Here is a 20,878-nt window from a genome sequence, read left to right as displayed (position 1 = left end):
AGCTCCTCCATTTCCTACAGCATCGGATAACTCGAAGCGATTTCACAGTCCGATTATCTGAACGCCTTTTTAGCTTTCTTTATTTGTATTGTGGCCGTCTGATAGTGAATATCGACAACAGAATGAAGCTGGGAGGCCGCGCCATGACATTGACTTTCGACGCCAAGCAAATGGCGGCTGAGCTTTACGATGGTGGCTTCCGGCCAATGTTCATCGGCGGCCAATGGGTTGCGGCCCAATCCGGCGAAGTCAGCGAGACCTATAATCCGGCGACCGGCGCAGTCCTTGCAACGGTTCCGTTGGCTGCTCCCGCCGATGTCGACCGCGCCGTCGCCGCGGCGCGTCAGGCTCTGGAAGGGCCGTGGTCGAAGTTCTCACCCTATGAGCGCCAGACGCTGCTCCTGAAAATCGCCGACCTGTTTGAGGAGAATTGGGAGCGCCTTTCGGTTTCCGATACACTGAACATGGGCATGCCGATCACGCGCACGCTTGCCAACAAGCGTCGGGTCATCGGCATGCTGCGGTTTTACGCCGGCATGGCGACAGCCCTTCACGGTGAGGTGATCGACAATTCCATACCCGGCGAGATCGTGACCTTCACCCGCCGGGAGCCGATCGGGGTCGTCGGTGCGATCATTCCATGGAACGCGCCCACCGCAGCATCGATCTGGAAGATCGCCCCGGCGCTGGCGACAGGCTGCACGGTGGTTCTGAAACCCTCGGAGGATGCGCCGCTCACGCCGCTGCTGATCGCCAAACTCATGCAAGAGGCCGGCGTGCCGGACGGCGTGGTCAATATCGTCACCGGCAACGGATCGGTCGCCGGCGCCCGGCTGGCCGAGCATCCCGATGTCAACAAGATCGTCTTCACCGGGTCCACCGCCACCGGACAATCGATCGCCCGCGCCGCGCTCGGCAACTTGAAACGTGTTTCGCTGGAGCTCGGCGGCAAGTCGCCGGTGATTGTCTGCCGCGATGCTGATATAGACCGAGCCGTGCCTGTCGCCGCCATGGCGGTCTTTGCACATTCCGGGCAGATTTGCATTGCCGGTTCGCGCTTGTTCGTCGCGCGTGAGATCCACGAGGAATTCGTCGCCAAGGTCGCCGATTTTGCCCGGTCGCTTCGGATCGGCCACGGGATCGAAGCCGATACCGACATCGGGCCGTTGATTTCGGCTCGCCAGGCAAGGGTCGTCGAGGGTTTCATCGCATCTGGGCAGAGTGAAGGTGCTGCTTTGGTCGCGGGAGGCACGCGTCTTTCCGGAGCTCTCTACGACAAGGGAAACTTCATCGCGCCGACCGTATTCGGCGGCGTGAAGGACGAGATGAGGATCGCCCGCGAGGAGATCTTCGGGCCGGTCATTTCAGCCATGCCCTTCGATACGATCGAGGAGGCGGTCGAGCGCGCCAATGCATCGTCCTATGGGCTGGCGGCGGGCATCTTCACCCAAAATCTCGGACTGGCGCACAAGCTGGTGCGTCGCATCAAGGCGGGTTCGGTCTGGGTCAACATGTATCATGCGCTCGACCCGGCCGTACCATTCGGGGGCATGAAGATGTCAGGCTACGGGCGCGAGGGTGGTATCGAGCACCTTCACGAGTATCTCGAAACCAAGGCTGTTTGGATACAGACGGACTAGTGCTCAGCCTTCACCGCGCAGATTGGTGCGGATGAGGGCGATGAGTTGCTCGGCATAGCGCTGCTGCACATAGCCACGGGTCGTGATAATGCCGACAGCCCGCCGGGCGTTGGGATTGTCGAGCGGTACGACGCGGAGGCGGCTGTCGACATTCTGCCCCAACGCGATACCAGGCACGATCGAAACGCCGAGCCCCGACGCGGCGAGCGCTAGCGCGGTTTGTGCGCTCTCGACTTCGTATTGAACATCAAGCTCGACGCCTTCCTCACGCGTCAGGCGATCGACGAGTCCGCGAACGGCGGTCTTGCGATTGAGCATGATCAGCGGGAATTGGGCGATTGTCTTCAGCCGGATCGTTTTTTCACCGCTGTATAGCTCTTCGGGAATGCAGGCGACGAGCGGATCGTCGATGATCGATTCGAAGTGGAAGTCCTTGAGGTTGGGCACCTCCGGGCCGATATAGAACTCCACCTCCTGCTGCTGCAGCATGACGAGTGCTGCCTGCGGCGGCGTTTCCTGCACCTCGACGATGCTGCGCGGATAGCGCAGCTTGAAGGTCGACAGGATGTCGCCGAGTCGACTGGTGGCAAGCGTCGGGGCGCAGGCGATCTGGACTTTCCCTTTGCGGCGGGCTGCCAATTCCGCCAGCCTGTCGAGACTGGCCTGAACGTCGGCCATGGCACGCCCAACTTCCTCGAACAGCGCCTGGCCCTCGTTGGTGAGATTGACCCGCTGCGGCGTGCGTGTGAACAGGCTGATGCCGATCTGCTCCTCAAGATCCTTGATCTGCATGCTCACCGCCGAAGGTGACCGATTGCTTTCTTCCGCGGCCTTGCGGAAACTTCCGGATTCCGCTGCAAGAAGAAAGGTTTGCAGCAATTTAAGATTGATATTTGGCATGGCTGTTATGGTCTCACTTGCGCCGATCGATACCGATCGACCACCTCCGAGCGTGAGCATATTCATGCGATTGTTACAAGATCGACCATGGAAAAAAGCCGCCTGTGATGCACGGCGCAAGCGACCCACCGGGCAGCTTGGATCGGGAGGGATCAACGAACGCCGCAAGCATGATTTTCTCTTCGGGTGTATCCGATACTGGAGTTGCGCAAGAAGACTGTTTGGAGGCAGCAGGCGCAAGAAGTACCAGATCGCGATCGAGTACGGGCCAGAACGCGTTTGAGGTCGAGTTCTCGGGCGTCCCGTTCATGTTCTCGGCATGAACACGACCACCGAACAAAATCGCAAACTCGCTGAAACGCTCAGGTCATTGTCGCTTGAGCCTTCGTTCCAATCAGTCGGGTCGCCGGTCAAGAAGAGCCGGCGGTTTGTCCTCACGAGTACCATGCTCGCCCTTGGCGTCAGCGCGATCGCGGTCGCCTTCTTCTGGCCAGATATCGCGCCTCGCCTCGAAACCGCCCTTCAGCCGCAGCCGGACCTCGAGGCCTGGGGCACGGCGCAAACTGGTGACAAATCAGGTGTTCCATCCATTCAGGCGGCCTCCGGTAGCGGTTCGCCCATCCCTTCCGCCAATTCGCTGAGATCGGCATCCGCGCCGGAGATAACCGGGTCCGGCTTCGTCGTCGCCCCGCGTATCGTGACGGTCTTTTCCAAATATGAGGGAGAGATCGCATCGGTTGGCGTCAGTATCGGCGATCGCGTTGAAGCCGGGCAGGTTATCGTCGGGATCGATGACGTCAGCGCCGGCTTCTCACTCGCGCAGGCCAAGGCCGACAGCGATGCCGCCAAGCTTGTCCTCGACGGAAAGATCCTGGCCCTCAAGCAGGCCGACAGCTCGCTGCAACGCAATACGGTGCTCTCTGCGAAGAGCGCTGTCTCGATCCAGACCGTCGAGGAAGCACAAACAGCCAGAGATACGGCATTGAATGCGGTCGATCAGGCACGCCAAAGCTATGCAAGAGCCCAACTCGACGTGAAGATCGCGCAGGAACATGTTGATGCGTTGACCGTCAAAGCTCCGATCTCGGGCACGGTGACACGGCTCGACGCCCACGTCGGCGGTCGGGTGCTGGCCCGAGTGGACAGTATCAAGGAAAATGAAAGCCTGCTGACGATCACCGATACCAACAGCCTGGTGATCGACGCTGATGTCGCCGAAACCAATATCGGCGAGCTTCGTCCTGGTCTTCGCGGCGAAGCCGTCCTCGACGGCTTTCCGGACAAGCCCTTCGCGACCGAGATCCTGCAGCTTTGGCCAGTCGCTTCGGCGGAAAAGGGCACGATCAGGCTGCGCCTGGCGCTCCTCGATTCACCTGACGGCACCATGCCCAACATGGCCGCCCGTATTCGTATTTCGACCATTCCAGCACAACAGCCAGGAGATATTCCTCGATGACCGCCTCCACAAGCAACGAGCCCTATATCGTGCTCGACAATGTCAAGAAGGGATACAGAATAGGGACCGAGACCGTCCCGATCTTTTCCAATCTCGACCTGCAAATCGCCCGCGGCGAGTTCGTCGCGATCATGGGGCCTTCCGGATCCGGGAAATCGACGCTGCTCAACATGCTGTCGGGCATAGACAAGCCGGATCAGGGCCGCCTGCGCATCGGGTTCAGTAATCTTGATCAGATGGGCGAGGCGGCCCGCTCCTCCTGGCGCGCCCACAACATGGGGATCGTCTTCCAGTTCTATAATCTCCTGCCGATGCTGAACGCGGCCGAGAACATCGAACTGCCACTTCTCTTGAAGCCGCTCTCGTCGAGGGAGCGGCGGGTGCGCGTCGACAAGGTTCTGGATCTGGTCGGACTTTCGGGTCGCCAGAAGCAGTATCCGAAGCTGATGTCGGGCGGTCAGCAGCAGCGCGTCGGTATCGCGCGGGCGATCGTCGCGGACCCGGCATTGCTGCTCTGCGACGAGCCCACGGGCGACCTCGACCGCCGATCGGCGGACGAGGTGCTGGAAATGCTGCGTTTTCTGAACCGCGAGCTCGGCAAGACCATCATCATGGTGACCCACGACCCGCAGGCCGCAAGCTATGCCAGCCGAACGCTTCATCTCGACAAGGGCCAGTTCGTCGAAGAGCGGAGGGCGGACGCATGACGTTCCTCGATCTCGTGCGAAAAAGTATGTGGCGGAAGCCGCTGCGCACAATATTGCTGATGGTCAGCGTCGCCACGGCCTTTCTCATCTATGGTTTGACGACGAGCTTCATCGACGGTAGCCAGGGCTCGTCAGCGGCGAGCGAGGATATTCTTGGCGTCATGAGTGCGGCCGGCCGCGCCCAGCCGCTGCCGATTTCCTACCTGAACGGGATCGGCACCGAACCAGGTGTAGCCGCCGTCGGCTATATGTCGCGTCTGCGCGGCTTTGCGATGGTCGAGAAGAACATCATCGCCGTGAGTGCCGCCGATCCCGCGCGGCTTTACAGTTCGAACGGTAAGGAGCTCGGGCTGACGCCGTCTCTGATCGGCGTGCTCGCCAGGGACCGCAGCACCGTCCTCGTCGGCAGGGCGCTCGCCGAGGCGCAAGGCTGGACCGTCGGCCAGAAGATCACCGTCACCAGCTTCGATACGGCAAAGCAGGATGGCAGTCGTGACTGGTCCTTTGAAATCGCCGGTGTCTTCAACGGCGAGAACGCCTCGACCGACACCTATTTCGTCGTCGCCCAATACGATTATGTCAATGCGCTCAGAGCCCGCAACAAGGACACGGTCGACGCCTTCATCATTAGGCCTCAGCCTGATGTTCAGACAAGGGAACTTGCCTCGAAGATAGATCAGCTGTTCGCCAATTCGGCGGCGCCGACACAGACCAGATCGGAAAAGCAGTTCCTCGAGGCTTTCCTGCGCCAATATGCCGATATCGGCCTGATCGTGAACATGGTGGTCGGCGCGGCATTCGTCACGCTGCTGATGATCGTCGGCAACACCATGGTCTTTGCCGTTCGCGAGCGCACCTTCGAGATCGGCGTTTTGAAAACCCTGGGCTTTTCCGGCTCATGGATCATGGCGCTGATCCTCGGCGAAACATTGTTCATCTTCGTGGTCGGCGGCACCATCGGCCTGATACTTGCACTGCTTGCAACGGTCATCACGGGACCTGAGATCGGCCTCGTTTTTTCCGATGCGATTTTTGCAAGAGCTCTTGCGATGGTCACCCTGTTAGCGCTTTTGACCGGTGCGCTTCCGGCTCTGAACGCGCTTAGGATCCCGATAATCTCCGCATTCAGAACGAGGTAGATTCATGTCCTCCAATGCCAAACAAGCATTCGTCATGATCAGGGCAAATCTGTTCAGCCTGCCACGACGCATCTCCATTTCCGCCTCCATGGTTTTTTCCGTGGCGCTCGTCGTCTGCGTTCTCGCGGGCTTCCTGGCCATGACAACGGGTTTCGAGACGGCCCTGCAAAGTGCCGGCTCAAACTCCCTCGCCGTCGTTCTGGGTGGCGGTACGAACCAGGAGGCTGGCTCCGATGTTCCGGCATCCGTCATTCGAACCCTGAGTGCAATGACCGATGACATCGGTGTGGCGCGAGACGCAAGCGGCATGCCGATTTTCTCGCGCGAAATCGTCGTTGCCGTCGACGCCAAATCGAACGGGTCGGAAGAGGGCCTGACCTTGGCTCTTCGCGGCATGGATCAGTCCGGTCCCTCCATCCGCGACCATATCGCCTTGTCGTCCGGCCGCCTGTTCACACCCGGTTCGCGCGAGATCGTCGTCGGGGATCGCCTCGCGCGACAGGTCGGAATATCGATCGGCAGCACCTTGCGGCTCGGCACGGTCGACTGGACGGTGGTAGGCCTGTTCTCGGCGCGCGGCAGCGCCTTCGAGTCCGAGATCTGGGCCGATCTCGACGCGGTTCGATCCGCCTTCGACCGGCAGGGGCAGGTCCAGAGCCTGCGCTTGCGCCTGTCCGATCCCGCCTCTGTGTCCCGGCTGCAGGCCAAGCTCGACACAATAAAGACAACGCCGCTGCGCGCCGTTGTTGAAGCCGACCTCTATGCGGCGCAATCAGCCCGCACGGCCAGTCTCATCCGGCTGTTCGGCTGGCCGCTCGCTCTGTTGATGGCCATCGGTGCGACCGCCGGTGCGCTCAACACAATGATGAACTCCGTGTCGGACCGTACCGTCGAGATCGCAACGGTTCGGGCACTCGGCTTCAGCCGGATATCCGCGTTTCTCGGCACATGGGTGGAGGCAATCGTGCTTGCCGCCCTTGGCGTGGCGTTTGGACTGCTCGCATCCTGGCTGGCCTTCAATGGCTGGCAGGCAAGCACGGTTGGGACGAACGGAACGCGAATGGCGTTCCAGCTCTCCGTAACCGGCGATGTCATGACGACGGCAGGTCTGCTCGGACTTGCGATCGGCATTCTGGGCGGCGCCTTGCCGGCCACCGTCGCCAGCCGACTTCCCTTGACCGCCGCCCTGCGGTCGAGCTGATGATCTCTCAAGCGTGAGGGTCGCCCGCTCGCTTCCGTTCAGGAGCATGCCATCTGCGGCACATAACGAAGATGTTTGTGGTTCAGCTGGTTGACGAGCCTGTTTGCCGTGCGGCGGCGCAGCACCATTCGGCAGCGTCTTTTTCGTTCAGTGGCCGCGAATAGAGGTAGCCTTGCACCAGCGTGCCCCCCAACCCCTGAAGAGCCACAAGTTCTTCGGGTGTCTCGACGCCTTCAACCACGCATTCCAGCTCCATGTCCCGGCTGAGATTGAGAAGTGATTTCACGATTTTATAGCTGGCGGGCCTTTTGTGCAAATCCGTGACGAAGCTGCGGTCGATCTTGATCTTGGTCAAAGGAAGGGCATGCAGCCGCGTCAAGCTGGAATAACCGGTGCCGAAGTCGTCGAGTGAAATGCCGCAACCGAGATGCCGCAGCATTTCCACCGACGATTTGATTTGCTCGAAATCGTGCGTAAAGGCCGTTTCGGTAATTTCAAGGTCGAGACACTTCGCGTCAAAGCCGCTGCTTTCGATGATTCCGATCAACGACAGCACCCCTTCGTTGGAATTGAGGTCGTAGGCCGACAGGTTGAACGACAGGCGCAAAGGCTCTTCCCACTCGCATGCGAAGGCAAGTGCCCTTTTGAGCAGCGGCCGTGTCAGTGAACTGACGATACCGGCCCGTTCGGCGATTGGGAAGAATTGCGCGGGCGAGACATGTCCAAGAACCGGGCTGTGCCAGCGGGCCAGGGCCTCGAAGCCAACCGTCTGATCATTCGCCAAGCTCACGATCGGTTGAAACATGACCGAGAGCTCGTCTTCCAAATTGCCTTGCCTGAGCAGGTGCTCGATGCGCGCTTCTATATTGATCTGCTTTTCGTGCTCGGCGTCAAATAAAACCGCGCCTCCGCGACGGCTTCTCTTGGCATGGTAAAGGGCATAATCAGCCCTGTCGAAAAGCTGCTCCAGAGTAGAAGCGAGGTTCGGGAAGACCGCTATTCCCATCGACGCGGATACGTGCACCGTTCCTTCCGGCAGGTGATAAGGCGCTCCGAGCCATTCGGAAATCGCATTCGCGTTTTTCACAAGCTGAGCATCTTCAGGCGCGACCGGGGCGACGATTGCAAATTCGTCGCCACCCAATCGAAATGCCCGGCTGGCTTTCAAGCTGGTGGTAAGGCGCCTGCTGACGTCGATCAGCAGCCTGTCCCCGACCGAGTGTCCGTAAAGGTCGTTGACCGGCTTGAAGCCATCGAGATCGATGACGCCAAGAGCCAGCCGCGTGTTTTCGGTCTTGGCCCTTTCGAACTCAGCTTCCAGATGCGTAAAGAACGCGCGACGATTGGGTAATTCCGTCAGGCTGTCGACATTGGCAAGCAAGAGGTTCTCATTGCTAAGCGCTTCCGTGCGTTGCTGCGAGATAATCATGCGCTCGAAATTGCGGTAGTTTGTCAGGAGAATCGACATCATGCCCGCGCACACAAGTGCCACATTGATAGCTATCGCAATAAAAGTCGGTTGCCTTGAGGCCGCGAAAAATAAAACGAATGCTCCATTGACGATCACGGTAACTATGAATGCCGCCGAGCGAACATACATCAGGCAGAAAATGCAGGAAATGACTGTAATCGCCATATAGAAGGCGACATGAGACTGGGCATATGCATCGCCATAGGGCACCAACAAAAATGACCAAACAGTGAATGCAGTAGCGATCCCGATAGCCAGGCGATTGGTGCGGACGAGCGCTGCATAAGCCACTGCGGGCTGAGGATCGACATTGCGTGTCCTCCACCAGAATTTGATCCTGAGCATGCAGCCGAGCGTGAAGAAAGCAGGGATGCCAATGGTGAGCCAAGTCGGTGCCGATTGCATATGGGTAATGGAAAGCGCCCATGTACTCGAAATCAGAATTAAATACATCATCGGCATCTGCCGTGTGAAAGCACGGTACTGAGCTTTCAACAAGTCCGGATTATCGGGCCGAATGGACATGAAATGCTGAAATTTCTGTTTGGCTTTTAGTATTTCCATAGCGCCGCTCATAGAGTAACGCCGCTATTCATGACATGGATGGTGTTACATTATTTGAAATGCAAACGGTTAATCAACAAACAATTGCCTCAACCTTCGGATGTAAGCTCGTTGTCCTGATCGGAAGAAGGTCTATTCTTGCAGAGGGAGATTCTTTCCCGCGCCCGGGACGCCAAGTCGTTCCTGACCTGGGTTTCGGCCTTCAATGCCCATTCCGTGCCGGTCATCGGGCCTTCCAGGGGCGGCAGGGACGTCATTCTTGCCGTCGGGCATGGGCATGGGCATGGGTCCATCGGATTGACCCTGGCGTCCCACACGGCCCAGACGCTCAACGCAATGCTGGCCAGCTAAAGCACGAGAGCAGATGGCATCGCCTCTCGCATCAATCCTTCGTCAGCGATCAACGACGAGATCGCTAAGCGGCTTCGAGCAGCAGGGCAGGAACATCCCGGCATCGATTTCCCGCTGACGGATACCGCCGTTGTGATTCATTTCGACCGAGCCAGAGACGAGCTTGGATTTGCACGTTCCGCACATGCCATTCGAACAGGACGAAGGAAGCCTGATGCTACCCTTCTTCGCGGCCGCAAGCACCGTTTGATCGGAGGAGACTTGCAGCATTCGCTTCTGCTTCGAAAACTCCACCCGATATATCTTCTGGGCCGGTTGTTGCTCGACCTCTGGTCTTGGCTCGTCGATGACAGCCGCATCGAAACTCTCTTCGATGTAGTTTGACGCGGGAACGCCCAATGCCGCGGTGATGGAACGCGCCGCCGCCATGAAGGGGGCCGGGCCGCAGCACATGACGACACGCTCGGCGATGTCGGGAACCGCAAGCTTGAGGTACTCGAGCGAGAGCCGCCCCGTCAATCCCGGCCACGCCGGCTCGCCAGCCACCGTTTCCGGCAGGAACTGGAGACGCAGGCCTTTCATCCTTGTCGCGAGGCCGGAAAGGTCATGGCGGAAGATGAGGTCGGAGGGCGTGCGCGCCGCGTGAAGAAAAACGATGTCCGAGGGTTCGTATCGATCCGCCAGATCGCGTGTGATCGACATGACCGGCGTGATGCCGGATCCGCCCGAGAGCAGCAGGAGTTTCGTCTTTTCGCCTTTCGGACGGATAAAGTGACCGAGCGGCCCCTGGCCCTTGACCATCATGCCGGCAGTCATGGTGTCATGCAGCCAGTTTGAGACCTTGCCGCCGGGCACGCGCTTGACCGTGACGGTGAACGCGTTGTCGCGATGGGGCGACGACGAGATGCTGTAGCAGCGCGCTTCACTATCCGGACCCATCGGGAAATCGAACAAAAAGTACTGCCCGGCATCGAAGCTGAAGCGCTTGCCTTCCGGAGACGCGAACGTGAAACTCTTCACGTCATGCGTCTCCTGGTGCACGTCGATGCATACAAGCGTCTCGTCGTGCTCCGGATCCCACATAGCGACCTGGCCGCGCTGCATCTGAGCGAATTCAATACCCATGGGCGCGCATCCGATCGATATACCAGGTCGCGAACTTGTCCAGATTGGTTTCCGAGAATCGAGAATAGGGGCCGGGCTGGTATGCAGGGTCGAGTACGCCGGCATGCGAGCGGGCGACGAGGCCTGCATCCTGGTCCGTCGTGGCGACCCAGACGTCCGTAAGCTTGTCGAGGTCATAGTCCTTACCTTCGACGGCATCCTTGTGGACCAGCCATTTGGTTCTGACGAGCGTCTTGCCGGCGGAGAGCGGGATGACGATCGCGACGACAGCGTGATCGCCCATGAAGTGATTCCAGCTATTATGGCCCCAAAGATGCGTGTCGCCGAGATCCTTGCGGGTCATCCGACCAAGCAGCTTCGATGACGCCGCGGTCGCATCATGTGTCTGGGATTCGCCGGCCCCGGCGATGATCAGACGCTGTGTGCGGAAGTTCGTGGCGCAGTCGACGAGCTGTTCGACTGCCGCCGACGGGAAACCATCCGCCTCCCAGGCTTTTGTCCGCTCGTCGTAGAGCCGGAAGTGCTCGGCGGCCTGCTCGCGGTCCTCTGGGTTCAACGTTTCCGGATCGAAGCCGAAGTCGAGATCGACGAAGGAGACGCAGAGCTCGGGATGATTGGCGGAACAGTGGTAGCACTCGCGATTGTTTTCCATCGTGAGCTTCCAGTTGCCGTCCTCGATGACATCGGTCTGATAAGCGACCTTGGCATTCCGGATGTCGTAGGGCGCAAGGCGCTCGATCATCACCTGCTCGAGGGTTGCGATGTCTTCCGGCGGATTGTCGGAGAGGCACACATAGATCAGGCCGCCGATCGACTTGAAGTTCACCGGCTTCAGGCTATGGCACCGCTTGTCCAGATCCTTGCCCATGTGTGGCGCATAGCTCAGCTCCCCGGTCAGTTCGTAGGTCCATGTGTGATAGGGACAGACAAGCTTCGAGACGATCGTCTTGCCGGCATCGAGCAGGCGCGACCCGCGATGGCGACAGACGTTGTGAAGCACGCGAATTTCGCCGTCGTCGTCGCGAAGCAGGATCAGGCTGGTCTTGCCAATATCGACAACGGTGGCATCGCCTGGTTCCGGTACGTCGCAGTCGAGGCCGACGCAGATCCAGTGCTTGTGAAAGAAGACGTCGATATCGGCCTCGAAGACATCCTCGCGGGTATAGAGGCCGGCAGGCAGGGAATAACCATCGGCGCGTGCTTCAAGCAGGGCGGAGATGGAGGATGGAAGCCTGTTTAGCATGATAGCCTCTTATGGTTCTATGATCCGCAGTTTGCCCTTGCATCCGTTATGCTTCAACGGCATTAATTTTCACGAACGCATAACATTATGTAATGTGAGGGATGCATATGAACTTTCGGCGGCGAATTCCCTCCCTGACCGCGTTGATGACGCTCGAGGCCGTTCTACGGCACCGGAGCTTTACGGCGGCGGCGATCGAGCTTGGCGTCACTCAGGCAGCCGTCAGCCGCCAGATCGCGACATTGGAAGAGGAACTCGCTCTGCCGATGTTCGTACGCAAGCATCGCGCCATCGAACCGACTGCTGCGTGCCTCACCCTGGGAACAACGCTCGCGCAAAGCTTCGCCAGCATCGCGGACGCCGTCGATGTGGTCAGATCCTCCCAGCAGAACGTCGTGACGATCGGCGCGACCGTCGCCTTCTCCTCCTTCTGGCTGCTCCCGCGGCTGACGGAGTTTCGGCGGGAGAATGCGGGCGTGCAGATCAGGGTCATCTCGCAGGACGCAAGAATCGACCTGGACGCTGGCGGCATAGACGTAGCCATTCGATACGGCAGGCCGCCGTTTGCCGACGCTAAGATAGTCGCCGCCCAGGAGGACGTCGTCGTTCCCGTATGCTCGCCCGACTATTATCGGCGTCGTCCGACGGCGCAGATGTCCGATGCCGATGAGTTCATAGAGACAGACGCTCACGATCGCTCATGGCTCTCCTGGACGCAATGGGTTCAGGAAACGGGCCGGGCGTTGCGAATAAAGCCGCATCTTCGCTTCAACCACTATACGGAGGCGATCGCGGCCGCGCGTGCGGGGCAGGGGATCGCGCTCGGCTGGCGTCTTCTTGTCCAGACTTTCCTGGAGGATGGCACGCTCGTCGCCTTGGAGGAGCCCGAGATCTCCACCCCCGACCGGTATCACGTTCTCCTTCCAGCAAGGCCGCGCCTTACGCTCGCCGCGGAACACGCCGCACACTGGCTTGCCAATGCGCTGACGCGGTAAGGCCAGTTTCGAAACTCAAGCTAGATAAGGCTTGTCGAGATCGCGAATACCGTCGCTGGCCATGACGAAGCACCATGGCGCAGGCCGTTGGAAGACCGGCGGCTGGCGCGGTCACCGGTTCCGCGCGGTCATTTCCTTTCGAAATGCCGCGGGGCTTCTTGCGGTCCACTTCCGGAATGCCCGATGAAAGGCGCTGGGTTCGGAAAAGCCGAGGCGTGTCGCGATCTCCCCGACGCCGAACTTGGTCGTTTGCAGCATCTCGATTGCAAGATCGCGGCGGATTTCATCCCTGATGGCGGCATAGTTCTGGCCCTCGGCATGGAGGCGATGCCGCAGGGTCGAAGGAGACATGCGCATTTGCGCGGCCAAATCGTCAAATGCCTTCCATGAGGCAGGCGATGATTGGCGCAGCCGCTTGCGCACGCTCGCTGCAAGGCCGGCGTCATAGCGGTAACGCACGAGGATATTGGCCGGCGCATTGCGAAGAAATTGCCTCAGGGCTTGCTCGTTGCGTATCACCGGCAGTCTGAGGAGAGCGGCATCGAAGGCGAGCCTGCTAACCGGCTGTAAGAAACGGACGGGCGCCCCGAAGAATTGTCGGTACTCGGCGCCATGATCTGGCTCCGCACAGCGAAAGTCGACCATTCTAAGCGGAATGCGGCGCCCGATGAGCCAGCATGCAATGCCGTGCAGGAGAATCCAGTAGGTCCGATAGGCAAAGGCTGAGCGTTCGCTCGCACGGTCGGTCAGCACGATATGCGCCAACCCATCCGCCACTTCGAGATGCCCTTCCGGATCCTCCAGCACGATGTTTAAGAACCTGAGAGCGCGCCGTAGCGCCTGGTCGAGGGTCCTTGCGTGCAGCACGCAATGGCAAAGCAGCGTGAAGCTGCCGCGACGCATGGGCCTGCCGCCCATGCCGAAGAATTCGTCATCCATCTCGGCCGCGATCGCCAGCCACAGCGCGCCATAGCTTTCGGCCGAAACCGGCACGTCGATCTGCGTGGATAGGCCGAGTGTCGCGAGCAATCGTTCGGGGGATTTTCCATGCCGCCGAAGGCAGTCGATCGCCTCTTTCACGAAGAAAGGTGATATCATCCGCCGCGCGGTTTCCGTCATCGTCATGACCTGTAAAATATGGTAAAACTGGCCGACGATTTGAGACGCTTTTGTCATCGAATGCAATATCGCGCGACGATAAGCTTAGGCGAGGCGCGAGGTAACCGCGCTCTTCCGGGGATGCGATACTGCGGGCGACTGCACGAAGCGTGGAGGCCCTCGGTTGAAATCGGCTGCGCTGGAGGAGAGCGACCATGTTGATCCAGGGAAAGACTTTCGTCGTTACCGGTGGCGGTTCGGGCCTTGGAGCGGCGGTCGCGCGCATGCTGACGGATGAGGGGGCTAATGTCGTCATAGCCGACGTCAATGCCGATGCTGGCGCCGGTATTGTCGGTGAGCTTGGTGCCCGCGCGACCTTTATCAAGACGGATGTCACGCAGGAAGAAGACGGCCAGGCCGCGATCGACATGGCGATAGAACGCTTTGGCCATCTGCATGGGCTCGTCAATTGCGCCGGCGTCGCGCCCGGCGAGAAGGTGATCGGCCGCAACGGTCCGCACCGGCTCGACAGTTTCAGCCGCGCGATCGGCATCAATCTTATCGGCACTTTCAACATGATCCGGCTCGCGGCGGCGGCCATCGCCAAGGAGCAGCCGGATACGGACGGCGAGCGCGGGGTCATCGTCAGCACGGCTTCGATTGCCGCCTTCGACGGACAGATCGGTCAGGCGGCCTATGCGGCTTCCAAGGGCGGCGTTGCCGCCATGACGCTGCCGATCGCTCGCGAATTGGCGCGCAGCGGCATTCGCGTCGTTGCCATCGCGCCAGGCATTTTCGAGACGCCGATGATGGCCGGCATGCCGCAGGAGGTGCAGGATTCGCTGAGCAAGAGCGTGCCCTTTCCGCAGCGCTTCGGAAAGCCGGTGGAATTCGCCGCATTGGTACGCCACATCTGTGAGAACGTCATGCTGAATGGCGAAGTCATCCGCCTCGATGGAGCGTTGCGCATGGCGCCGCACTGAGGCAGGCTCGTAACTGGAGGTTTGATATGACGCGAGAAGATCCGATCGTCATCGTTGGCGCGGCCCGTACTCCAATGGGTAGCTTCCAGGGAGATCTTAGGGATTGCACGGCGCCGGAACTCGGGGCCGCCGCCATCCGCGCGGCCCTCGAGCGCGGCGGCGTTGGCCCGGACGCGATTGAGGAGGTGGTCTTCGGTTGCGTTCTTTCGGCCGGGCAGGGTCAGGCACCGGCAAGACAGGCCGCGATCGGCGCTGGCCTGCCGTTTGCGACGGGAGCGACAACCGTCAACAAGATGTGCGGTTCGGGAATGAAGGCCGTCATGCTGGCACACGATCTGATCGGCGCCGGCAGCGCGTCGATCGCCATTGCCGGCGGCATGGAGAGCATGACAAATGCCCCCTATCTTCTCGATAGGGCACGCGGCGGCTACCGGCTCGGGCACGCCCGCGTCATCGACCATATGTTCCTCGATGGGCTCGAAGACGCCTATGACAAGGGACGCCTCATGGGCACTTTCGCCGAGGATTGCGCCGAAGCCTATCAGTTTACGCGCGCGGCGCAGGACGACTACGCCGTCACATCCCTGACCCGCGCCCGCAAGGCGACCGAGGAGGGTGCATTCGATAGTGAGATCGTGCCAGTCACCGTCAAGACAGGGCGATCCGAACTGGTTGTCGGCCGTGACGAACAGCCCGGCAAGGCGAAACCGGAAAAAATCCCGACGCTCAAGCCGGCTTTCCGTGAAAACGGCACGGTGACCGCCGCGAATGCCTCGTCCATCTCCGATGGTGCCGCCGCGCTGGTGCTGATGCGCCGCTCAACGGCCGAGCGCGAAGGTATCGTACCGCTTGCCACTATCGTCGGCCACGCCACGCATTCGCAGGCGCCCAATCTCTTCGCGACCGCGCCAATCGGCGCGCTGCGCAAGCTTTCCGAACGCACCGGCTGGAGCCTTCGGGATGTCGATCTGTTCGAGATCAACGAGGCTTTTGCTGTCGTCGCCATGGCGGCTATGCGCGATCTCGACCTGCCGCACGACAAGGTCAACGTTCACGGCGGCGCCTGCGCGCTCGGCCATCCGATCGGCGCGTCCGGGGCCCGCGTGCTCGTCACGCTGCTTGCAGCGCTCAAGCGCCACGGCATGAGGCGTGGCATGGCGACGCTTTGCATCGGCGGCGGCGAAGCAACCGCCATGGCCGTCGAACTGAACTGAAGGGTTCGAGGAGGAGACCGGACCATGATCCTGAGCGAAGACCACATCCAGATTCGCGACATGGCGCGTGATTTCGCCAGGGAGCGCCTGGCTCCGGGAGCCGCCGAGCGCGACGCGAAGAGCCTCTTCCCCCGCGAGGAATTGAAGGAGATGGGCGAACTCGGCTTCCTCGGCATGCTCGTGCCCGAGGCCTATGGCGGTTCGGAAACGGGCGTGATCGCCTATACCGTGGCACTTGAGGAAATTGCCGCCGGAGACGGGCCGTGCTCGACCATCATGAGCGTGCACAGCTCCGTCGGTTGCGTACCGATCCTGAAATACGGCACGGAGGAGCAGAAGCAGCGCTTCCTGCCGAAACTGGCAAGCGGCGAATGGATCGGCGGCTTTGCCCTGACGGAGCCGCAGGCTGGCTCCGATGCCTCGAACCTGAAGACTCGTGCCCGCCGAGACGGTGATGATTATGTTATCGACGGCGCCAAGCAGTTCATTACTTCGGGTAAGAATGGCAATGTCATCATCGTCTTTGCCGTCACAGACTCCGAGGCGGGCAAGAGGGGCATTTCCGCCTTTATCGTGCCGACCGACACGCCCGGCTACGAAGTCGTGCGCGTCGAACACAAACTCGGTCTCCACTCGTCCGACACCTGCCAGATCGCCTTTACCGGCATGCGCGTCCCGGTGGAAAATCGGCTCGGCGAGGAAGGCGACGGTTACAGGATCGCCCTGTCGAATCTCGAAGGCGGGCGCATTGGCATCGCATCGCAATCCATCGGCATGGCGCGAGCGGCTTTCGAGGCGGCGCGCGACTATGCCCGCGAACGCAAGACGTTCGGCTCGCCGATCATCGATCATCAGGCTGTCGCCTTCCGGCTTGCCGATATGGCGACGCAGATCGAGGTCGCCCGCCAGATGGTGTTGCACGCGGCACAGTTGAAGGAGGAGGGGCGGCCCTGCCTTACCGAAGCGTCGATGGCGAAGCTGTTCGCGTCGGAAATGGCCGAAAAGGTCTGCTCCGACGCGATCCAGATCCATGGCGGCTACGGATATATGGCGGACTATCCAGTCGAACGCATCTACCGGGACGTCCGCATCTGCCAGATTTACGAGGGAACGAGCGACGTTCAGCGCATCGTTATCGCGCGCAACTTATAGTATGTTTTCGTGGAATGTTTGCGGTCGTGCCCGCCGTGGGGAGCGCGGGAGGGGCGGCCGACAAGGGAGGTATCACAGCGCATGAACGAGGTTCCAAATCTGAGCCTGCACGTCCCCGAGCCGGCGGTGCGGCCAGGCGGCCAGCCGGATTTCTCCAATGTCAAGATCGCCAAGGCCGGCTCCGTGCCAAGACCGGCGGTCGACGTTGCGCCCGAGGAGATCCGCGATCTCGCCTATTCCATCATCCGCGTTCTCAACCGCGACGGCGAGGCGGTCGGCCCCTGGGCCGGATTGCTCTCCGATGAGGAGTTGCTGACGGGCTTGCGCAACATGATGAAGCTCAGGGCCTTCGACGCGCGCATGCTGATGGCGCAGCGACAGGGAAAGACCTCCTTCTATATGCAGCATCTTGGCGAAGAGGCGGTGAGTTCCGCCTTCCGCAAGGCGCTGAACAAAGGGGACATGAACTTTCCGACCTACCGGCAAGCGGGCCTCTTGATCGCCGACAACTATCCGATGGTCGAGATGATGAACCAGATCTACTCGAACGAGGCCGATCCCTTGCGTGGTCGGCAACTGCCGATCATGTATTCATCGAAGGAGCATGGCTTCTTTACCATCTCCGGCAATCTTGCCACCCAATATGTGCAGGCGGTCGGCTGGGCGATGGCGTCGGCCATCAAGAACGACACCAAGATCGCCGCCGCATGGATCGGCGACGGTTCGACGGCCGAATCCGATTTCCATTCGGCGCTGGTCTTCGCCTCCACCTACAAGGCGCCGGTCATCCTCAATATCGTCAACAACCAATGGGCCATCTCCACCTTCCAGGGCATTGCCCGCGGCGGTTCCGGAACCTTCGCCGCTCGCGGCCTTGGCTTCGGCATCCCAGCGCTTCGGGTCGACGGCAATGACTATCTGGCGGTCTATGCCGTCGCCAAATGGGCGGCCGAGCGCGCAAGGCGCAACCTCGGCCCAACACTGATCGAATATGTCACCTACCGCGTCGGCGCCCATTCCACCTCCGATGACCCGAGCGCCTATCGGCCGAAAACCGAATCCGAGGCCTGGCCGCTCGGCGACCCAGTGCTGCGGCTAAAGAAGCATCTGATCGTGCGTGGTGTCTGGTCGGAAGAGCGCCATGCCCAGGCGGAGGCCGAGGTTCTCGATGAAGTTATCGAGGCACAGAAGCAGGCCGAAAGCCACGGCACGCTGCATGCGGGCGGCAAGCCATCGGTGCGCGACATCTTCGAGGGCGTCTATGCGGAAATGCCCGCCCATATCCGCCGCCAGCGGCAGAAGGCGGGGTACTGACATGGCAAGAATGACAATGATCGAGGCCGTGCGCAGCGCCATGGACGTCTCGATGGGGCGTGACGACGATGTCGTCGTCTTCGGCGAGGATGTCGGCTACTTCGGCGGGGTTTTCCGCGCTACGCAAGGACTCCAGGCCAAATACGGCAAGACCCGCTGCTTCGATGCGCCAATCAACGAATCCGGTATTCTCGGTACGGCGATCGGCATGGCGGCCTACGGCTTGAAGCCCTGCGTCGAAATCCAGTTCGCTGATTATATGTATCCGGCCTATGACCAGATCACCCAGGAAGCGGCGCGCATCCGCTACCGCTCCAATGGCGACTTTACCTGCCCGATCGTCGTGCGCATGCCGACCGGCGGCGGCATCTTCGGTGGGCAGACGCATAGCCAGAGCCCGGAAGCGCTGTTTACCCATGTCTGCGGATTGAAGGTGATCGTGCCGTCCAATCCCTACGACGCCAAGGGCCTGCTGATCGCGGCGATAGAGGATCCGGACCCGGTGATGTTCCTCGAACCGAAGCGGCTCTATAACGGCCCCTTCGATGGTCATCACGAAAGGCCGGTGACGCCCTGGTCGAAACATGATCTCGGCGAGGTTCCGGAAGGGCATTACACGATCCCGATCGGCAAGGCGGAAATCCGCCGGCCGGGGAGTGCCGTCACCGTGGTCGCCTACGGTACGATGGTGCATGTGGCGCTTGCCGCCGCCGAGGAGACAGGGATCGATGCCGAGGTGATCGATCTGCGCAGTCTTCTGCCGCTCGACCTCGATACGATCGTCCAGTCGGTGAAGAAGACCGGCCGCTGCGTCGTCGTGCACGAGGCGACGCTTACCTCCGGCTTCGGCGCGGAAGTCGCATCACTGGTTCAGGAGTACTGCTTCTATAGTCTTGAGGCGCCGATCGTGCGCGTGACCGGCTGGGACACGCCGTATCCGCACGCACAGGAATGGGACTATTTCCCCGGTCCCGCCCGTGTCGGCCGGGCGTTGAAAGAAGTGATGGAGGGCTGAGGATGGGTGAATTCGTCATCAAGATGCCCGATGTGGGTGAGGGCGTGGCCGAGGCCGAGCTGGTCGAGTGGCATGTCAAGCCGGGCGACCCGGTGCGTGAGGATATGGTGCTCGCGGCGGTCATGACCGACAAGGCGACGGTGGAAATCCCCTCGCCGGTCGAAGGGGTCGTGCTCTGGCTCGGCGCCGATGTCGGCGATACGGTCGCGGTCAAGGCGCCGCTCTTGCGCATCCAGGTCGCCGGCGAGGATGGGAATGCGAGCGAAGAGGCCTCCCTCGCCGCGGCTCCCCAACCTGTGAAGACCGAACCGGCCAAGGACGAGGTGACAGGGCCCAAGCCGGTCGCACCATCTCCGGCAAGACCGATGGTCGAAGCGAAGGCTATTCAGTCGACGGCGCCGGTCGAGCGCCCGGTTCCTCGCGAACCGGCGGAGCGTCCGCTTGCTTCCCCCGCCGTGCGGTTGCGTGCCCAGGAGGCTGGTGTCGATTTGCGCCAGGTGCCCGGCACTGGGCCTGCGGGACGCATTACCCATGACAATCTCGATCAGTTCATCGCGCATGGCGTGCAGCATGCAACCGCTGCTTCAACCGGCCCCGCCCGCAAGACCGATGTCGAGGAGATCAAGGTCACCGGCCTGCGCCGGCGTATCGCCGAGAAGATGCGCCTCGCCGCCTCGCGCATTCCCCACATCACCTATGTCGAAGAGATCGATGTCACCGACCTTGAAGACTTGCGAGCGACGATGAATGCCGGCCGCAAGCCCGATCAGCCGAAGCTGACCATTCTGCCCTTCCTGATGCGGGCGATGGTGAAGACGCTGGGCGAGCAGCCCGGTATCAACGCCACCTTCGACGACGATGCCGGTGTCGTCACCCGCTACGGCGCCGTCCATATCGGCATCGCCACGCAGACACCCTCCGGCCTGACCGTACCGGTCGTCCGCCACGCCGAAGCCAGGTCGATCTGGGATTGCGCCGCCGAGCTGACACGCCTTGCCGACGCCGCCCGCAATGGCACCGCCGCACGCGAGGAGCTGTCCGGTTCCACGATCACCATCTCCTCGCTCGGCGCGCTCGGCGGCATCGTGACGACGCCGATCATCAACCATCCCGAAGTCGCGATCGTCGGTGTCAACAAGATCATGACCCAGCCCGTCTGGGACGGGACCCAGTTCATCCCGCGCAAGATCATGAACCTGTCGTCGAGCTTCGACCATCGCATCGTCGACGGCTGGGACGCGGCGGTCTTCGTCCAGCGGATCAAGGCGCTGCTCGAAACCCCCGCGCTGATCTTCATCGAAGGTTGATGA

17 protein-coding genes and 1 pseudogene are annotated in these 20,878 nt (G+C 60.9%); 13 read left to right on the top strand and 5 right to left on the bottom strand.

Annotation, left to right across the window (positions count from 1 at the left end):
• Positions 1-143 precede the first annotated feature (143 nt).
• The gene (locus AC13RC_RS08200) at positions 144-1,640 is read left to right on the top strand and encodes an aldehyde dehydrogenase family protein (protein WP_488556881.1); all 1,497 of its coding nucleotides are present in this window, start codon (positions 144-146) and stop codon (positions 1,638-1,640) included.
• Between the two features lie 3 nt (positions 1,641-1,643).
• Here AC13RC_RS08200 and AC13RC_RS08195 read toward each other — a convergent pair whose 3' ends face one another.
• Complete coding sequence (locus tag AC13RC_RS08195) at positions 1,644-2,540, bottom strand: LysR family transcriptional regulator (protein WP_488556880.1); 897 nt, start codon at positions 2,538-2,540, stop codon at positions 1,644-1,646.
• A gap of 319 nt (positions 2,541-2,859) precedes the next feature.
• Between AC13RC_RS08195 and AC13RC_RS08190 the strand changes: the two genes are divergently transcribed.
• Genes AC13RC_RS08190 through AC13RC_RS08175 form a run of 4 tightly spaced genes read left to right on the top strand, consistent with a single transcriptional unit; the run spans position 2,860 to position 7,043 of the window.
• Positions 2,860-3,996 (top strand): efflux RND transporter periplasmic adaptor subunit, encoded by a 1,137-nt coding sequence (locus tag AC13RC_RS08190; RefSeq protein WP_488556879.1) that lies wholly within the window; start codon positions 2,860-2,862, stop codon positions 3,994-3,996.
• A complete protein-coding gene (locus tag AC13RC_RS08185) occupies positions 3,993-4,703 on the top strand; it encodes an ABC transporter ATP-binding protein (RefSeq protein WP_488556878.1) in 711 nt (236 codons plus the stop codon). The genes AC13RC_RS08190 and AC13RC_RS08185 overlap by 4 nt, the downstream gene beginning before the upstream one ends.
• Positions 4,700-5,842: an ABC transporter permease gene (locus AC13RC_RS08180; protein WP_113395081.1), complete on the top strand. Its 1,143-nt coding sequence runs from the start codon at positions 4,700-4,702 to the stop codon at positions 5,840-5,842. The genes AC13RC_RS08185 and AC13RC_RS08180 overlap by 4 nt, the downstream gene beginning before the upstream one ends.
• Before the next feature lie 4 nt (positions 5,843-5,846).
• Positions 5,847-7,043, top strand: coding sequence for an ABC transporter permease (locus AC13RC_RS08175; RefSeq protein ID WP_488556877.1), 1,197 nt, complete (start codon positions 5,847-5,849; stop codon positions 7,041-7,043).
• Between the two features lie 82 nt (positions 7,044-7,125).
• On the opposite strand, the gene AC13RC_RS08170 is transcribed toward AC13RC_RS08175, so the two are convergent.
• Complete coding sequence (locus AC13RC_RS08170) at positions 7,126-9,078, bottom strand: putative bifunctional diguanylate cyclase/phosphodiesterase (protein ID WP_488556876.1); 1,953 nt, start codon at positions 9,076-9,078, stop codon at positions 7,126-7,128.
• Positions 9,079-9,226: 148 nt separating this feature from the next.
• On the opposite strand from AC13RC_RS08170, the pseudogene AC13RC_RS08165 reads away from it, so the two are divergent.
• Positions 9,227-9,429 (top strand): annotated as a pseudogene (locus tag AC13RC_RS08165) (FAD-dependent oxidoreductase); the annotation flags it as partial.
• Positions 9,430-9,471: 42 nt separating this feature from the next.
• On the opposite strand, the gene AC13RC_RS08160 reads toward AC13RC_RS08165, so the two are convergent.
• Both AC13RC_RS08160 and AC13RC_RS08155 read right to left on the bottom strand, forming a co-directional pair.
• Positions 9,472-10,554, bottom strand: coding sequence for an FAD-binding oxidoreductase (locus AC13RC_RS08160; protein ID WP_113353250.1), 1,083 nt, complete (start codon positions 10,552-10,554; stop codon positions 9,472-9,474).
• On the bottom strand, positions 10,544-11,797 hold the full coding sequence (locus tag AC13RC_RS08155; protein WP_113353249.1) for an aromatic ring-hydroxylating oxygenase subunit alpha: 1,254 nt from the start codon (positions 11,795-11,797) through the stop codon (positions 10,544-10,546). Before AC13RC_RS08155 ends, AC13RC_RS08160 begins: the two co-directional genes overlap by 11 nt.
• 107 nt (positions 11,798-11,904) lie before the next feature.
• Here AC13RC_RS08155 and AC13RC_RS08150 point away from each other — a divergent pair, with 107 nt between their 5' ends.
• The gene (locus AC13RC_RS08150; RefSeq protein ID WP_113331128.1) at positions 11,905-12,792 is read left to right on the top strand and encodes a LysR substrate-binding domain-containing protein; all 888 of its coding nucleotides are present in this window, start codon (positions 11,905-11,907) and stop codon (positions 12,790-12,792) included.
• Between the two features lie 111 nt (positions 12,793-12,903).
• Here AC13RC_RS08150 and AC13RC_RS08145 read toward each other — a convergent pair whose 3' ends face one another.
• Positions 12,904-13,968 carry an AraC family transcriptional regulator gene (locus tag AC13RC_RS08145; RefSeq protein ID WP_371864843.1) on the bottom strand — a complete coding sequence of 355 codons (1,065 nt, stop codon included), beginning with the start codon at positions 13,966-13,968 and terminating at the stop codon, positions 12,904-12,906.
• Between the two features lie 137 nt (positions 13,969-14,105).
• Between AC13RC_RS08145 and AC13RC_RS08140 the strand changes: the two genes are divergently transcribed.
• The 6 genes from AC13RC_RS08140 (at position 14,106) to AC13RC_RS08115 (ending at position 20,875) form a co-directional block, all read left to right on the top strand.
• A complete protein-coding gene (locus AC13RC_RS08140; RefSeq protein WP_113353248.1) occupies positions 14,106-14,873 on the top strand; it encodes a 3-hydroxyacyl-CoA dehydrogenase in 768 nt (255 codons plus the stop codon).
• A gap of 26 nt (positions 14,874-14,899) precedes the next feature.
• A complete protein-coding gene (locus tag AC13RC_RS08135; RefSeq protein WP_113353247.1) occupies positions 14,900-16,087 on the top strand; it encodes an acetyl-CoA C-acyltransferase in 1,188 nt (395 codons plus the stop codon).
• A 24-nt stretch (positions 16,088-16,111) separates the two neighbouring features.
• Positions 16,112-17,239: an acyl-CoA dehydrogenase family protein gene (locus AC13RC_RS08130; RefSeq protein WP_113353246.1), complete on the top strand. Its 1,128-nt coding sequence runs from the start codon at positions 16,112-16,114 to the stop codon at positions 17,237-17,239.
• An 81-nt stretch (positions 17,240-17,320) separates the two neighbouring features.
• A complete protein-coding gene (locus AC13RC_RS08125; protein ID WP_113353245.1) occupies positions 17,321-18,553 on the top strand; it encodes a 3-methyl-2-oxobutanoate dehydrogenase (2-methylpropanoyl-transferring) subunit alpha in 1,233 nt (410 codons plus the stop codon).
• A 1-nt stretch (position 18,554) separates the two neighbouring features.
• On the top strand, positions 18,555-19,568 hold the full coding sequence (locus AC13RC_RS08120; protein WP_113353244.1) for an alpha-ketoacid dehydrogenase subunit beta: 1,014 nt from the start codon (positions 18,555-18,557) through the stop codon (positions 19,566-19,568).
• A gap of 2 nt (positions 19,569-19,570) precedes the next feature.
• The gene (locus tag AC13RC_RS08115) at positions 19,571-20,875 is read left to right on the top strand and encodes a dihydrolipoamide acetyltransferase family protein (RefSeq protein ID WP_113353243.1); all 1,305 of its coding nucleotides are present in this window, start codon (positions 19,571-19,573) and stop codon (positions 20,873-20,875) included.
• Positions 20,876-20,878: the final 3 nt, after the last annotated feature.

It is taken from the genome of Martinezella sp. CNPSo 3890 (assembly GCF_057784455.1).
Note: the sequence above shows the minus strand (reverse complement) of the source record. Positions and strands in the feature narration are given on the sequence as shown.

Coding starts and splice junctions, on each gene's coding strand:
- AC13RC_RS08175 (WP_488556877.1), top strand. CDS start 5,847: ATGTCCTCCAATGCCAAACAAGCATTCGTCATGATCAGGGCAAATCTG.
- AC13RC_RS08140 (WP_113353248.1), top strand. CDS start 14,106: ATGTTGATCCAGGGAAAGACTTTCGTCGTTACCGGTGGCGGTTCGGGC.
- AC13RC_RS08160 (WP_113353250.1), bottom strand. CDS start 10,554: ATGGGTATTGAATTCGCTCAGATGCAGCGCGGCCAGGTCGCTATGTGG.
- AC13RC_RS08125 (WP_113353245.1), top strand. CDS start 17,321: ATGAACGAGGTTCCAAATCTGAGCCTGCACGTCCCCGAGCCGGCGGTG.
- AC13RC_RS08200 (WP_488556881.1), top strand. CDS start 144: ATGACATTGACTTTCGACGCCAAGCAAATGGCGGCTGAGCTTTACGAT.
- AC13RC_RS08155 (WP_113353249.1), bottom strand. CDS start 11,797: ATGCTAAACAGGCTTCCATCCTCCATCTCCGCCCTGCTTGAAGCACGC.
- AC13RC_RS08195 (WP_488556880.1), bottom strand. CDS start 2,540: ATGCCAAATATCAATCTTAAATTGCTGCAAACCTTTCTTCTTGCAGCG.
- AC13RC_RS08145 (WP_371864843.1), bottom strand. CDS start 13,968: ATGACAAAAGCGTCTCAAATCGTCGGCCAGTTTTACCATATTTTACAG.
- AC13RC_RS08115 (WP_113353243.1), top strand. CDS start 19,571: ATGGGTGAATTCGTCATCAAGATGCCCGATGTGGGTGAGGGCGTGGCC.
- AC13RC_RS08180 (WP_113395081.1), top strand. CDS start 4,700: ATGACGTTCCTCGATCTCGTGCGAAAAAGTATGTGGCGGAAGCCGCTG.
- AC13RC_RS08120 (WP_113353244.1), top strand. CDS start 18,555: ATGGCAAGAATGACAATGATCGAGGCCGTGCGCAGCGCCATGGACGTC.
- AC13RC_RS08130 (WP_113353246.1), top strand. CDS start 16,112: ATGATCCTGAGCGAAGACCACATCCAGATTCGCGACATGGCGCGTGAT.
- AC13RC_RS08170 (WP_488556876.1), bottom strand. CDS start 9,078: ATGGAAATACTAAAAGCCAAACAGAAATTTCAGCATTTCATGTCCATT.
- AC13RC_RS08190 (WP_488556879.1), top strand. CDS start 2,860: ATGAACACGACCACCGAACAAAATCGCAAACTCGCTGAAACGCTCAGG.
- AC13RC_RS08150 (WP_113331128.1), top strand. CDS start 11,905: ATGAACTTTCGGCGGCGAATTCCCTCCCTGACCGCGTTGATGACGCTC.
- AC13RC_RS08185 (WP_488556878.1), top strand. CDS start 3,993: ATGACCGCCTCCACAAGCAACGAGCCCTATATCGTGCTCGACAATGTC.
- AC13RC_RS08135 (WP_113353247.1), top strand. CDS start 14,900: ATGACGCGAGAAGATCCGATCGTCATCGTTGGCGCGGCCCGTACTCCA.